9 protein-coding genes, 2 tRNA genes and 3 rRNA genes are annotated in these 13,845 nt (G+C 54.2%); 7 read left to right on the top strand and 7 right to left on the bottom strand.

The genetic code is table 11. The features are described 5' to 3' along the window. Together HU754_RS20765 and rhtA are read right to left on the bottom strand one after the other, a co-directional pair. Positions 1 to 282 (bottom strand): hypothetical protein, encoded by a 282-nt coding sequence (locus HU754_RS20765; RefSeq protein ID WP_093434980.1) that lies wholly within the window; start codon positions 280 to 282, stop codon positions 1 to 3. Positions 283 to 450: 168 nt separating this feature from the next. Then, positions 451 to 1,338, bottom strand: coding sequence for a threonine/homoserine exporter RhtA (rhtA, locus tag HU754_RS20760; RefSeq protein ID WP_186620692.1), 888 nt, complete (start codon positions 1,336 to 1,338; stop codon positions 451 to 453). Positions 1,339 to 1,950: 612 nt separating this feature from the next. Between rhtA and HU754_RS20755 the strand changes: the two genes are divergently transcribed. From HU754_RS20755 to mrdA, 6 genes are all read left to right on the top strand, one after another. After that, positions 1,951 to 3,487: ribosomal RNA gene (locus tag HU754_RS20755) — 16S ribosomal RNA — on the top strand. A 162-nt stretch (positions 3,488 to 3,649) separates the two neighbouring features. Continuing rightward, positions 3,650 to 3,726, top strand: a tRNA-Ile gene (locus tag HU754_RS20750). A 30-nt stretch (positions 3,727 to 3,756) separates the two neighbouring features. Then, positions 3,757 to 3,832 (top strand) — tRNA-Ala (locus HU754_RS20745). Positions 3,833 to 4,078: 246 nt separating this feature from the next. Beyond that, positions 4,079 to 6,972: ribosomal RNA gene (locus tag HU754_RS20740) — 23S ribosomal RNA — on the top strand. 151 nt (positions 6,973 to 7,123) lie between these two features. Continuing rightward, positions 7,124 to 7,239 (top strand): 5S ribosomal RNA (rrf, locus tag HU754_RS20735). The 16S, 23S and 5S rRNA genes sit together here with 2 tRNA genes alongside, the layout of an rRNA operon. Positions 7,240 to 7,463: 224 nt before the next feature. Next, on the top strand, positions 7,464 to 9,356 hold the full coding sequence (mrdA, locus tag HU754_RS20730; protein WP_186624475.1) for a penicillin-binding protein 2: 1,893 nt from the start codon (positions 7,464 to 7,466) through the stop codon (positions 9,354 to 9,356). 65 nt (positions 9,357 to 9,421) lie between these two features. On the opposite strand, the gene HU754_RS20725 is transcribed toward mrdA, so the two are convergent. The 5 genes from HU754_RS20725 to HU754_RS20705 form a co-directional block, all read right to left on the bottom strand. Beyond that, positions 9,422 to 10,093 carry a hypothetical protein gene (locus HU754_RS20725; protein ID WP_186624474.1) on the bottom strand — a complete coding sequence of 224 codons (672 nt, stop codon included), beginning with the start codon at positions 10,091 to 10,093 and terminating at the stop codon, positions 9,422 to 9,424. An 85-nt stretch (positions 10,094 to 10,178) separates the two neighbouring features. Then, positions 10,179 to 10,385, bottom strand: coding sequence for a helix-turn-helix domain-containing protein (locus HU754_RS20720; RefSeq protein ID WP_007910409.1), 207 nt, complete (start codon positions 10,383 to 10,385; stop codon positions 10,179 to 10,181). A gap of 9 nt (positions 10,386 to 10,394) precedes the next feature. Continuing rightward, positions 10,395 to 11,000 carry a hypothetical protein gene (locus tag HU754_RS20715; protein WP_095050453.1) on the bottom strand — a complete coding sequence of 202 codons (606 nt, stop codon included), beginning with the start codon at positions 10,998 to 11,000 and terminating at the stop codon, positions 10,395 to 10,397. Positions 11,001 to 11,603: 603 nt separating this feature from the next. Continuing rightward, the gene (locus tag HU754_RS20710) at positions 11,604 to 12,008 is read right to left on the bottom strand and encodes a lysozyme inhibitor LprI family protein (protein WP_186624473.1); all 405 of its coding nucleotides are present in this window, start codon (positions 12,006 to 12,008) and stop codon (positions 11,604 to 11,606) included. A gap of 57 nt (positions 12,009 to 12,065) precedes the next feature. Continuing rightward, complete coding sequence (locus tag HU754_RS20705) at positions 12,066 to 12,986, bottom strand: ADP-ribosylglycohydrolase family protein (RefSeq protein WP_186624472.1); 921 nt, start codon at positions 12,984 to 12,986, stop codon at positions 12,066 to 12,068. Between the two features lie 196 nt (positions 12,987 to 13,182). On the opposite strand from HU754_RS20705, the gene HU754_RS20700 reads away from it, so the two are divergent. Then, positions 13,183 to 13,671, top strand: coding sequence for an SRPBCC family protein (locus tag HU754_RS20700; protein WP_093433632.1), 489 nt, complete (start codon positions 13,183 to 13,185; stop codon positions 13,669 to 13,671). The last annotated feature ends 174 nt before the right edge of the window (positions 13,672 to 13,845 follow it).

Here is a 13,845-nt window from a genome sequence, read left to right as displayed (position 1 = left end):
CTATTTACAGATGACAATCATGCTGCGACTGGTGTAACCCGCAGGATTGAGACCGAACGGGTAATCGCCGGGCTCTTCGACGGTGTCACCGGATTTGGCGATGACCTTATAGCCTTTCGGCAAGCAAGCATTGGCGGCGCTGGCGTAGCATTTGTCCCAGGAGGACGATAGCCCTGAGCAGTTGATGTGCAGCCCTTTTTTTCCGCGTTTTACCTTGGTTTCCGAAGTCGCCGCACAACCCGCAATAGCCAGTATGGCGATCAGTATCAAAATTCGTTTCATTACCGTCCTTATAGCGGCCACGAGTCTAATGCCCGGGTTTGCCTGTGTTCGCCTGCGCTCTAAGCGTTTTGAAATCCCTGTCCGAAAAAATCCATGTCTGGCATTGGGTTACGGGTCTAAACATGGCCTAAATACGCACCAATTGCCAGACCTTCATCAAAACCTCTTTCAATCAGCCGCTATTGCAGGCTTCGCGGCGCTACCCATGGTCATGGTTGCGCCGACAGACGCCAGAATGATGCACAGGATCGCCATCCATTGTGACAGGGTGAGGAATTCGTGCAGAAACAGCAGGCCCGATAAGGCTCCGAAAGCCGGTTCGATACTCATCAGTGTGCCGAATGTACGTGCCGGCATGCGGGTAAGGGCGACCATCTCCAGTGTGTAGGGCAGGGCGGTGGATAGAATGGCGACGCCAATGGCAATGGGAATCAGGGAAGGGGTCAAAAGCGCTGAACCAGCATGCACGATGCCAATAGGGGCCACGAACAATGCCGCGATCATTACGCCCAATGCAGCGGTCGTCACACCGTTATCGGCACCTGCCTTCTGGCCGAATAGGATATATAGCGCCCAGCAGACACCGGCACCCAGCGCATATCCGGCGCCCACCAGGTCGATTCCGGCACTGGTCGCGCCTGTTGGAATCAGCAGTAGGAGACCGGTGATAGCCAGAGCAATCCAGAGAAAGTCGATGGCACGACGGGAGGCATAGATGGCTACAGCCAGCGGCCCGGTGAACTCGAGGGCAACGGCAATCCCTAGCGGTACGGTGCGCAGTGACATATAGAAGAGGAAGTTCATGCCGCCCAGTGCCATGCCGTAGACGATGACAGTGCGCAATGATTTGGCGGTCAGCCTGGCTCGCCAGGGACGCAGTATCAACAGCATGATTACACTGGCAAAGATCAGCCGCAGCGTAGTGGTTCCCTGAGCGCCAACGATGGGGAACATGCTTTTGGCCAGAGAGGCGCCGGACTGGATTGATGCCATGGCTATTAATAGCAGGCCAACCGGGAACAGCATTGAGGCAAGAGAGCGTGGCTGGTCATTCATTGCGCGGCATCGTCCAAGGTAAAAAAGCAGGGTTTTATTCTGATAGTGGGCAATATACTGCGCATTCGTTGCGATTACGTCTATATAGAGGCCGTCTTTTCCGTCAATCGATAGAAAAGCGAAATTAACGGTTGACGGCAGATTCAGGATGTCTATAATTCGCCCCACTTCCGGCGCAGTCGAAACGGAAAACTCCTTGAGATTCAATGAGTTATGTAGGTTTCGGCGGCAGGTTGCTTCAGTTCATCGAAGCCAAAAAGAAGTTGAAAAAGAGGTGTTGACAACAGCGTGTAACGCTGTAGAATTCGCCTCCCGCTGACGAGAGATCGGAAGCGCAAGTGGTTGAAGTTGTTGAAGAATTCTTCGAAAACTTCTGAAAATAATCACTTGACAGCAAATGAGGCTGCTGTAGAATGCGCGCCTCGGTTGAGACGAAAGATCTTAACCAACCGCTCTTTAACAACTGAATCAAGCAATTCGTGTGGGTGCTTGTGGAGTCAGACTGATAGTCAACAAGATTATCAGCATCACAAGTTACTCCGCGAGAAATCAAAGATGTAACCAACGATTGCTGAGCCAAGTTTAGGGTTTCTTAAAAACCCAAAGATGTTTGAACTGAAGAGTTTGATCATGGCTCAGATTGAACGCTGGCGGCAGGCCTAACACATGCAAGTCGAGCGGATGAGAGGAGCTTGCTCCTGGATTCAGCGGCGGACGGGTGAGTAATGCCTAGGAATCTGCCTGGTAGTGGGGGACAACGTTTCGAAAGGAACGCTAATACCGCATACGTCCTACGGGAGAAAGCAGGGGACCTTCGGGCCTTGCGCTATCAGATGAGCCTAGGTCGGATTAGCTAGTTGGTGAGGTAATGGCTCACCAAGGCGACGATCCGTAACTGGTCTGAGAGGATGATCAGTCACACTGGAACTGAGACACGGTCCAGACTCCTACGGGAGGCAGCAGTGGGGAATATTGGACAATGGGCGAAAGCCTGATCCAGCCATGCCGCGTGTGTGAAGAAGGTCTTCGGATTGTAAAGCACTTTAAGTTGGGAGGAAGGGCAGTAACTTAATACGTTGCTGTTTTGACGTTACCGACAGAATAAGCACCGGCTAACTCTGTGCCAGCAGCCGCGGTAATACAGAGGGTGCAAGCGTTAATCGGAATTACTGGGCGTAAAGCGCGCGTAGGTGGTTCGTTAAGTTGGATGTGAAATCCCCGGGCTCAACCTGGGAACTGCATTCAAAACTGTCGAGCTAGAGTATGGTAGAGGGTGGTGGAATTTCCTGTGTAGCGGTGAAATGCGTAGATATAGGAAGGAACACCAGTGGCGAAGGCGACCACCTGGACTGATACTGACACTGAGGTGCGAAAGCGTGGGGAGCAAACAGGATTAGATACCCTGGTAGTCCACGCCGTAAACGATGTCAACTAGCCGTTGGGAGCCTTGAGCTCTTAGTGGCGCAGCTAACGCATTAAGTTGACCGCCTGGGGAGTACGGCCGCAAGGTTAAAACTCAAATGAATTGACGGGGGCCCGCACAAGCGGTGGAGCATGTGGTTTAATTCGAAGCAACGCGAAGAACCTTACCAGGCCTTGACATCCAATGAACTTTCCAGAGATGGATTGGTGCCTTCGGGAACATTGAGACAGGTGCTGCATGGCTGTCGTCAGCTCGTGTCGTGAGATGTTGGGTTAAGTCCCGTAACGAGCGCAACCCTTGTCCTTAGTTACCAGCACGTAATGGTGGGCACTCTAAGGAGACTGCCGGTGACAAACCGGAGGAAGGTGGGGATGACGTCAAGTCATCATGGCCCTTACGGCCTGGGCTACACACGTGCTACAATGGTCGGTACAAAGGGTTGCCAAGCCGCGAGGTGGAGCTAATCCCATAAAACCGATCGTAGTCCGGATCGCAGTCTGCAACTCGACTGCGTGAAGTCGGAATCGCTAGTAATCGTGAATCAGAATGTCACGGTGAATACGTTCCCGGGCCTTGTACACACCGCCCGTCACACCATGGGAGTGGGTTGCACCAGAAGTAGCTAGTCTAACCTTCGGGAGGACGGTTACCACGGTGTGATTCATGACTGGGGTGAAGTCGTAACAAGGTAGCCGTAGGGGAACCTGCGGCTGGATCACCTCCTTAATCGACGACATCAGCTGCTCCATAAGTTCCCACACGAATTGCTTGATTCATTGAAGAAGACGAAAGAAGCAGCCTGTATCGGTTTGTAGCTGAGTTGGTTAGAGCGTACCCCATGCTTTGTGGTAAAGAGCAGGGTGAGGTCGGCCTTAGTAGCTCGAAATTGGGTCTGTAGCTCAGTTGGTTAGAGCGCACCCCTGATAAGGGTGAGGTCGGCAGTTCGAATCTGCCCAGACCCACCAATTTTGTGTGGGAAACGCCTGTAGAAATACGGGGCCATAGCTCAGCTGGGAGAGCGCCTGCCTTGCACGCAGGAGGTCAACGGTTCGATCCCGTTTGGCTCCACCACTACTGCTTCTCTTGTATAAAGCTTAGAAATGAGCATTCCATCATGATGATGGTGAATGTTGATTTCTAGTCTTTGACTAGTTCGTTCTTTAAAAATTTGGGTATGTGATAGAAAGATAGACTGAACGTTACTTTCACTGGTAACGGATCAGGCTAAGGTAAAATTTGTGAGTTCTCTTAATTGAGAAATTCGAATTTTCGGCGAATGTCGTCTTCACAGTATAACCAGATTGCTTGGGGTTATATGGTCAAGTGAAGAAGCGCATACGGTGGATGCCTTGGCAGTCAGAGGCGATGAAAGACGTGGTAGCCTGCGAAAAGCTTCGGGGAGTCGGCAAACAGACTTTGATCCGGAGATGTCTGAATGGGGGAACCCAGCCATCATAAGATGGTTATCTTGTACTGAATACATAGGTGCAAGAGGCGAACCAGGGGAACTGAAACATCTAAGTACCCTGAGGAAAAGAAATCAACCGAGATTCCCTTAGTAGTGGCGAGCGAACGGGGACTAGCCCTTAAGTGGCTTTGAGATTAGCGGAACGCTCTGGAAAGTGCGGCCATAGTGGGTGATAGCCCTGTACGCGAAAATCTCTTAGTCATGAAATCGAGTAGGACGGAGCACGAGAAACTTTGTCTGAATATGGGGGGACCATCCTCCAAGGCTAAATACTACTGACTGACCGATAGTGAACTAGTACCGTGAGGGAAAGGCGAAAAGAACCCCGGAGAGGGGAGTGAAATAGATCCTGAAACCGTATGCGTACAAGCAGTGGGAGCAGACTTTGTTCTGTGACTGCGTACCTTTTGTATAATGGGTCAGCGACTTATTTTCAGTGGCGAGCTTAACCGAATAGGGGAGGCGTAGCGAAAGCGAGTCTTAATAGGGCGTCTAGTCGCTGGGAATAGACCCGAAACCGGGCGATCTATCCATGGGCAGGTTGAAGGTTGGGTAACACTAACTGGAGGACCGAACCGACTACCGTTGAAAAGTTAGCGGATGACCTGTGGATCGGAGTGAAAGGCTAATCAAGCTCGGAGATAGCTGGTTCTCCTCGAAAGCTATTTAGGTAGCGCCTCATGTATCACTGTAGGGGGTAGAGCACTGTTTCGGCTAGGGGGTCATCCCGACTTACCAAACCGATGCAAACTCCGAATACCTACAAGTGCCGAGCATGGGAGACACACGGCGGGTGCTAACGTCCGTCGTGAAAAGGGAAACAACCCAGACCGTCAGCTAAGGTCCCAAAGTTATGGTTAAGTGGGAAACGATGTGGGAAGGCTTAGACAGCTAGGAGGTTGGCTTAGAAGCAGCCACCCTTTAAAGAAAGCGTAATAGCTCACTAGTCGAGTCGGCCTGCGCGGAAGATGTAACGGGGCTCAAACCATACACCGAAGCTACGGGTATCACCTTCGGGTGATGCGGTAGAGGAGCGTTCTGTAAGCCTGTGAAGGTGAGTTGAGAAGCTTGCTGGAGGTATCAGAAGTGCGAATGCTGACATGAGTAACGACAATGGGTGTGAAAAACACCCACGCCGAAAGACCAAGGTTTCCTGCGCAACGTTAATCGACGCAGGGTTAGTCGGTCCCTAAGGCGAGGCTGAAAAGCGTAGTCGATGGAAAACAGGTTAATATTCCTGTACTTCTGGTTATTGCGATGGAGGGACGGAGAAGGCTAGGCCAGCTTGGCGTTGGTTGTCCAAGTTTAAGGTGGTAGGCTGAGATCTTAGGTAAATCCGGGATCTTAAGGCCGAGAGCTGATGACGAGTGTTCTTTTAGAACACGAAGTGGTTGATGCCATGCTTCCAAGAAAAGCTTCTAAGCTTCAGGTAACCAGGAACCGTACCCCAAACCGACACAGGTGGTTGGGTAGAGAATACCAAGGCGCTTGAGAGAACTCGGGTGAAGGAACTAGGCAAAATGGCACCGTAACTTCGGGAGAAGGTGCGCCGGTGAGGGTGAAGGACTTGCTCCGTAAGCCCATGCCGGTCGAAGATACCAGGCCGCTGCGACTGTTTATTAAAAACACAGCACTCTGCAAACACGAAAGTGGACGTATAGGGTGTGACGCCTGCCCGGTGCCGGAAGGTTAATTGATGGGGTTAGCTAACGCGAAGCTCTTGATCGAAGCCCCGGTAAACGGCGGCCGTAACTATAACGGTCCTAAGGTAGCGAAATTCCTTGTCGGGTAAGTTCCGACCTGCACGAATGGCGTAACGATGGCGGCGCTGTCTCCACCCGAGACTCAGTGAAATTGAAATCGCTGTGAAGATGCAGTGTATCCGCGGCTAGACGGAAAGACCCCGTGAACCTTTACTATAGCTTTGCACTGGACTTTGAATTTGCTTGTGTAGGATAGGTGGGAGGCTTTGAAGCGTGGACGCCAGTTCGCGTGGAGCCATCCTTGAAATACCACCCTGGCAACTTTGAGGTTCTAACTCAGGTCCGTTATCCGGATCGAGGACAGTGTATGGTGGGTAGTTTGACTGGGGCGGTCTCCTCCTAAAGAGTAACGGAGGAGTACGAAGGTGCGCTCAGACCGGTCGGAAATCGGTCGTAGAGTATAAAGGCAAAAGCGCGCTTGACTGCGAGACAGACACGTCGAGCAGGTACGAAAGTAGGTCTTAGTGATCCGGTGGTTCTGTATGGAAGGGCCATCGCTCAACGGATAAAAGGTACTCCGGGGATAACAGGCTGATACCGCCCAAGAGTTCATATCGACGGCGGTGTTTGGCACCTCGATGTCGGCTCATCACATCCTGGGGCTGAAGCCGGTCCCAAGGGTATGGCTGTTCGCCATTTAAAGTGGTACGCGAGCTGGGTTTAGAACGTCGTGAGACAGTTCGGTCCCTATCTGCCGTGGACGTTTGAGATTTGAGAGGGGCTGCTCCTAGTACGAGAGGACCGGAGTGGACGAACCTCTGGTGTTCCGGTTGTCACGCCAGTGGCATTGCCGGGTAGCTATGTTCGGGAAAGATAACCGCTGAAAGCATCTAAGCGGGAAACTTGCCTCAAGATGAGATCTCACTGGAACCTTGAGTTCCCTGAAGGGCCGTCGAAGACTACGACGTTGATAGGTTGGGTGTGTAAGCGCTGTGAGGCGTTGAGCTAACCAATACTAATTGCCCGTGAGGCTTGACCATATAACACCCAAGCAATTTGCGTCGAAGAGACCAGATTGCGGTGTGTGAAGACGAAACGAACCGAAAGTTCGATGTTCACAAACACCGAAAGCTATCACATACCCAATTTGCTGAAGCGAGGCCATCTGGTCACGAGTCAGTACCCGAATTTCTTGACGACCATAGAGCGTTGGAACCACCTGATCCCATCCCGAACTCAGCAGTGAAACGATGCATCGCCGATGGTAGTGTGGGGTTTCCCCATGTGAGAGTAGGTCATCGTCAAGATTAAATTCCGAAACCCCAATTGCGAAAGCAGTTGGGGTTTTGTTTTGCCCGCAGGAAAGTTTTCACAGGACAACGCTGTCCCAGCCGTCGCAAGAAATGGCCATTGGGGAAATTCCTTCTGAAATGACCGGGCAGTTTTTGGTATGGTGCAGCTCGTTTTTTTTAACGGACTGATGTCATGCCCACGGATCGGCACTCATTTATGTCGAAGAGTTGCTGTAGAAATGCCTGAACCGATCCCGATCAAAGACCACGAAAAAGAGACGCGCCTGGTCAACAAACGTTTGATCGCCTGCGCCTTGTTCGTTTTCGCCATCAGCTGCGCCCTTGTCGTGCGCCTGTACATCCTCCAGGTGGTGGAGTTCGACTACCACTCCACGATCTCCGAAAACAACCGCGTCCACGTATTGCCGATCCCGCCGACACGCGGCTTGATCTACGACCGCAACGGCGTCTTGCTCGCCGATAACCGCCCCAGTTTCAACCTGACTATCACCCGCGAGCGCGCCACCGACGTCAATCAAGAACTGGACGAGGTCATCAAGCTCCTGCACTTGCCTGCAGAAGATCGTACAGTCTTCGATAAAGCCATGAAGCAGTCCCGTCACCCGTTTACGCCGGTCACGCTGTTCTATGAGCTGACGGAAGAGCAAATTGCTGTATTGGCCGTCAATGAGTTCCGCCTCCCGGGCCTCGATGTCGAACCCCAGTTCGTCCGGCATTACCCGCTCGGCGCGCATTTCGCCCACTCGATCGGCTACGTCGGGCGGATCAATGAAAAAGAGTCGAAGAGCCTCGACTCGGTCGAATATCGCGGTACGCAATCCATCGGCAAAACCGGCATCGAACGCTTCTACGAGGCGCAACTACACGGCCACGTCGGTTACGAAGAAGTGGAGACCAACGCTCAAGGTCGCGTACTGCGTGTGCTCAAACATACCGACCCGGTCCCGGGCCAGAACATCGTCCTGAGCCTCGACATCAAACTGCAGGAAGCCGCCGAAGCCGCGCTGGGTGATCGTCGTGGTTCAGTGGTAGCGCTCGATCCGTCGACGGGCGAGGTATTGGCCATGGTCAGCAATCCGAGCTTCGATCCGAATCTGTTCGTCACCGGTATCAGCTCCAAGGAATACTCGGCACTGCGAGATTCGATCGACAGGCCGCTGTTCAACCGTGTGCTGCGCGGGCTCTACGCACCGGGCTCGACGATCAAGCCAGAAGTGGCAATCGCCGGCCTCGACGCCGGCGTCGTGACACCGCAGACGCGCGTCTTCGACCCCGGTTATTACCAACTCCCGGACTTCGATCACAAGTACCGCAACTGGAACCACAGTGGCGACGGCTGGGTGGACATGGACGCGGCGATCATGCGTTCCAATGACACCTATTTCTACGACCTTGCGCATAAGCTCGGCATCGATCGCCTGCACGATTACATGGCAATGTTCGGCTTGGGTGAGAAGGTCTCGCTGGACATGTTTGAAGAGTCGCCCGGCCTGATGCCATCGCAAGCGTGGAAGCGCGCGACCCGCCGTCAAGCCTGGTTCCCGGGCGAAACGGTCATCCTTGGCATCGGCCAGGGCTATATGCAGGTCACACCGCTGCAACTGGCTCAGGCCACGGCATTGATCGCCAACAAAGGTGTCTGGAACCGGCCGCACCTGGCCAAGACCGTCGACGGTGTCGCTCCTGTCGACGAACATCCGATGCCGAACATCCTGCTCAAGGATCCGCGAGACTGGGAGCAGGTCAATCACGGCATGCAGATGGTCATGCACGATGCGCGAGGCATTGCTCGTGCGGCCGCGGCCGGTGCGCAATATCGCATCGCTGGCAAGAGTGGTACCGCGCAAGTGGTGGCGATCAAGCAGGGCGAGCGCTACAACCGCGAGAAAACCCTAGAGCGCCACCGCGATAACGCCTTGTTCGTTGGCTTTGCGCCGGCCGAGCATCCGAAGATTGCGATTTCGGTGATGATCGAGAACGGCGAGGCCGGTGGTCGTGTTGCCGGCCCTGTGGTGCGGCAGATCATGGACGCCTGGCTGCTTGATCAGGACGGTCATCTCAAGCCGCAATACGCCGCGCCGACGAAAGCGCCGGGTGACCCGCACGTTTAACCTTCAACAGTTCACAATAGCGGCTCATGCAAGCTGAGCCGTTACTGTGATCTGTCTTGCAAAGCCTATTTGCAGCGGTAACCCTCGGGCATCGTGACGGTGTAGTTGCGCTGCACGCGATCCTCGAAGTTCAGGTTCTGCAGGCCCTGTTCTACCAGAAAGGCTTCAACCTTGGTGGATTGGCAGTCTTCGTTATAGGACGACGCGCGAAGCAGGTAGACCGGGCGCTTGCTGACTTCGTCGCGGGCAGTGGCAACGAAGGTGCTGAGCGTGGTGTAACCGGTGCGCTCCGAGGTCCCTACCGGTCCATAGGTGGTGTTCGGTTTACTTGTACAGGTCAGTCGGTCGTCTTTTTTCTTGCTGGTCTTGCACACGGTAGAGGTGCTGGTCGGCACTTGCCCATAGTCGGTGGCGGTATAGCGGTAAGTCACCTGTCGACTGCCAATATCGAGGCTGACAGTCATTTTTATCGGCGCGTGGTTCTTTGGCAGACTGGCGTCGGTATAGACCTCCTGGAAACCCCTGTCTTTCAGCGCGTTAACCATGTCGCGAAGATAATAGCGGGCATTAAGAGCGTTTTCGTCGCTGCCACTCGCAGACGTCACCAGCACAGTCGCCTTTCGGTCAAAATGATAGTCCGGATCGGGTGTGGCATTTAGCGCGACGTCCATTTGCGTGGCGCAGCCGCTGATCAACGCTGTCAGTAAAAACGGCGCGCAAAGTAAAAACCGGGTCATGAGAAAGCCGCCTTACAAACTAAGGATTGAATAAGAGTTAAACGGTGTGGACTGGCGACAATTAACTTGCGCGCCTGCGCAAGGCTCAGTCTTTCTGGTATTCCAGCAAATCGCCAGGCTGGCAATCGAGTGCTGCGCAGAGCTTGTCCAGGGTGGCCATTTTCACGCCCTTGACCTTGCCATTCTTCAGTAATGACAGATTGGCCTCGGTGATGCCCAGCAGGCTGGCCAACTCTTTCGAGCGAATTTTTTGCGTGGCCATGACAACGTCAAGGCGGACGATAATGGTCATTGTGTTGTTCTATATGTATTGGCTTTGCTCATCGCTGAGTACTTTTGCATCGCGCATGATAATTGAAAACAAACAGAGCAATACGCCTTTGACAATCTCGTAGGCAGAAGTGGAAGACAGGCCGATCGAGAACTGAAAAATACGATCCCCTGGCGGTAGATCAATAGACAGGGCCAAACCTTGCAAAGTCTCTACCAGTGGGTAGGCGGCCGGAGAAATGATGCAAAGAATCCCCACTCGCCATAGCACCTTGATGTTGCGCTCGGTCCAGGTTTCGCCGCGGGACAAGCGCAGGAAAAACAACCCTGTCAGCCAGAGCACGTAGGTCGAAAGCAGGACGGGCAGGAAATCCAAAACGACGAGCAGCGCAGTGACCAGTGGCGAGAGCCATGTATCGGGGGCAAGCAGGGCACCTTCGACAAACGGGTCAAGTAATTGCGGCGAGTTTTCGGCGAAGGCGTAGAGCAGAGCCGCGAGCATTTCATCCGTTTGGAAGAACCAGATCGAAGCGTTGCCACCGACCTCGGTCACCCCTAAGACCCAGACAAGAATCGCTGCCAGTAATCCGACCCAATGCATGCGCTGCAGTGCCAATCCGTTGTTGCGAGTACTCATGAAAAATCCTTGCGGTGTCATTGGGAATGACTAATTCTCGATGTTAAATTATCGAATGGCAATAATAAATTGTTCTTGTTTTGTGAAGGGCGTTGTTGGCATCGGACGCAGTGGTCATAGAGTGAACCTCAGTTCAATCGATTTGCGGGGATTTCAATGTCGATAGATTTTCGAGTTCGAAGCAAGTCGAGAGTAGGGGAGGGCCGCGACCTACGCGGTGGCCGCTGATATCGATGACGGGTTCAGCGAATGATTGGAGCGGGGGGCATGCGCCACAAGCATGCTTCAGTCCCCGCTCTAACCGGTCTTACTTGATCTCGGTAATGAAGTTTTCCCGCGAGCGGCGAACCTTTTTCAAGTTGACCAACCACTCTCCCTCAGTAGTTCTATGCCCCAGCGGCAGAATCACTACACTGCGGAAGTTGCGGGCCGTGAGTCCGAGGATTTCATCGATGGCTGCGGGGTCGAAACCTTAGGTCTGTCAGTGTGCTCGTCATCAAATTCCGTAAAGGTGAAAGATGTTCTCCGCCCCCACATTTGAAATGCATTCCAATGTGGGAGCGAGCCTGCTCGCGAAGGATCCTCAACGCCGCCGCAAAAAAATCAGGCCCCAGGCACCGGGCAGCTCATGTCACCTTCTTCACACTTCAAATACTGTTTCAGCGACTCAACCCGCAGCTTGGTCACCCCCGTCAGACAACTGCTGTAAACCCACGGATAAACGCTCCCGCCAGTAACTCCCGACGATGAAAACTTGCACTCGGCATCCCGAAACCCGAGCCACGCCCGCTGCGCGCTGACCAACAGCTTCTTGCCATCCGGGTTGTCCTTCAAGCGTCCGGTGATCTGCTGGTACACGGTGTTCAATTCCTTGTCCGCCGCTTTGAAGTCCTGCCCGGCGCACTGATTCATCGTCGCCTGATCGCTGGCATTGGCGCAGTCGACGGCGGCGTGGGCGAGGGGAGTGAACAGAAAGGGGGGCAGGGCCAGAAGCAGGCGTAGGGACATGGTCAAGTCTCGCTGTATCGAAGATAAGTGCCGAGCAGTGTAGCGGCTGCTTCGCACTTATTCAGGCAGGCGCATTCGGGAGGCGTCGAGCAAACGGTCGGCGATGGCCGCAATCTCTTCACCATCGTGCAGCCTTTCCAGCCAATGTGCAGGAATGCCCCGCACGCCGTAATAGGCGCCGGCCAACTGACCGGTGATCGCGGCGGTGGTATCGGCGTCATCACCCAGGTTGGCCGCTCGCAAAATGGCCGCTTCGAAGCTGTCCGTCTGGTGAAAGCACCACAGCGCCGCTTCCAGGGACTGCACGCTGTAGCCATTGCCTTTGATGTCCGTCTCGGACTGAACGAGGTATTCGCCACGCGCAATGGCGACGACCTTGGGTTGCGAGAAGCTGGCGGAAGGCAACTGACGCAGCTCTGCTTTGCTTGCGCCTTCAAGCGCTCTGGCAATCAACCCGGCCAACAATTGGCAGCATTCGATGGCTTCAGGTGCTGCGTGGGTGGTTCGCGAACTGTCGGCGGCAAAGCTCTGGATTTTCCGGGCATCGGGAAAATAGAACAGCACCACCGGCACCAGACGCATCAGCGAACCGTTGCCGGCGCTGTACGGGTCGGTCGAGCCGGCGAAGGGATCAGCGGTTTGTTGATACTGCGCGAGCGCCTGGCTGACGGTCATGCCGACATCGAAACATTCACCGGTCGAACTGAGGTAACCCCATTGCCACCAGTTGAGGTAGCGGCCCATCTGATCGGCAGCGTTGAATCCATTCTTGTTCAGCAGGCTTTCTGCCAGACAGAGGGCCATGGAAGTGTCATCGGTCCACTGCCCTGGCTTGAGGTGGAACGGGCCACCGCCGACCATATCGGTCAATTGTGGGAATGATCCCCGTGGTTTGAACTCAACCGTAGTACCGACAGCGTCGCCGCACGCAAGACCGAGCAGGGCTCCGCGGTAACGTTCAGCGAGGGATGGCGGCATGATTCGTCCTTGTAGATTCAAATTCGCTGGAGAAGGTAACAGTTTCGTTGGGCAGAGGGTGCCTGGATCCATCACAGCAACGGTCAAAAAGTGCAGCTTGATGTGTCTTTGCTGATGAATGACTGCACCGCCTTGATACAACTTCACATTGGACATGTGGTCATACAGGCCTAGTGTTCAAAACAGGAGGTGACGTATGAAACCAGTACCCAATAGTTTCGAACGCAAAATCACGCTCAAGGCGCCGCGTTCGCATGTCTGGCGTGCATTGGTCGATGCCGAGGCGTTTGGCCAGTGGTTTGGGGTGGCGCTGGAGGGCAGGCGTTTTATTGCCGGTGAATGGACGCAAGGGCAGGTCACGTATCCGGGTTATGAACACGTGTTGTGGAACGTGCTGATCGAGCGGGTCGAGCCGCAGCAGTTGTTTTCGTTTCGCTGGCATCCGTATGCGGTCAATCCGAAGATCGACTACTCCCAGGAGCCGACTACGCTGGTCAGGTTCGAGCTGGAAGACTTCGAGAGCGGTACGTTGCTGAAAGTGTCCGAATCCGGCTTCGCGCACATTCCTGACATTCGCCAGAAAGAGGCGTATTACATGGACAGCCGTGGCTGGGAGGAGCAGTTGAGCCGGCTCGAACAGTTTCTTGCCGAGAGCGCCAAGGCCCGCGAGCGTGACGGTGGCTGAGACCTTCGAATCTTGCCTGAACGACAGCGACAGCCGGCCATGTGCACGGTGGTGCTGGAAACAGGCCCCAGGACAGCTGAACGTCGCGTAGATCGTGGCTTCCATGCTTGCTGCCTGACACGGCTAGGGGTTTTCGGAAGGGTTGCTATGGCGAATGTCCTACACGCGCTGGTA

The organism is Pseudomonas zeae (assembly GCF_014268485.2).
Taxonomy (GTDB): domain Bacteria; phylum Pseudomonadota; class Gammaproteobacteria; order Pseudomonadales; family Pseudomonadaceae; genus Aquipseudomonas; species Aquipseudomonas neuropathica.
Note: the sequence above shows the minus strand (reverse complement) of the source record. Positions and strands in the feature narration are given on the sequence as shown.

Coding starts and splice junctions, on each gene's coding strand:
- HU754_RS20700 (WP_093433632.1), top strand. CDS start 13,183: ATGAAACCAGTACCCAATAGTTTCGAACGCAAAATCACGCTCAAGGCG.
- HU754_RS20705 (WP_186624472.1), bottom strand. CDS start 12,986: ATGCCGCCATCCCTCGCTGAACGTTACCGCGGAGCCCTGCTCGGTCTT.
- rhtA (WP_186620692.1), bottom strand. CDS start 1,338: ATGAATGACCAGCCACGCTCTCTTGCCTCAATGCTGTTCCCGGTTGGC.
- mrdA (WP_186624475.1), top strand. CDS start 7,464: ATGCCTGAACCGATCCCGATCAAAGACCACGAAAAAGAGACGCGCCTG.
- HU754_RS20725 (WP_186624474.1), bottom strand. CDS start 10,093: ATGACCCGGTTTTTACTTTGCGCGCCGTTTTTACTGACAGCGTTGATC.
- HU754_RS20720 (WP_007910409.1), bottom strand. CDS start 10,385: ATGACCATTATCGTCCGCCTTGACGTTGTCATGGCCACGCAAAAAATT.
- HU754_RS20715 (WP_095050453.1), bottom strand. CDS start 11,000: ATGAGTACTCGCAACAACGGATTGGCACTGCAGCGCATGCATTGGGTC.
- HU754_RS20765 (WP_093434980.1), bottom strand. CDS start 282: ATGAAACGAATTTTGATACTGATCGCCATACTGGCTATTGCGGGTTGT.
- HU754_RS20710 (WP_186624473.1), bottom strand. CDS start 12,008: ATGTCCCTACGCCTGCTTCTGGCCCTGCCCCCCTTTCTGTTCACTCCC.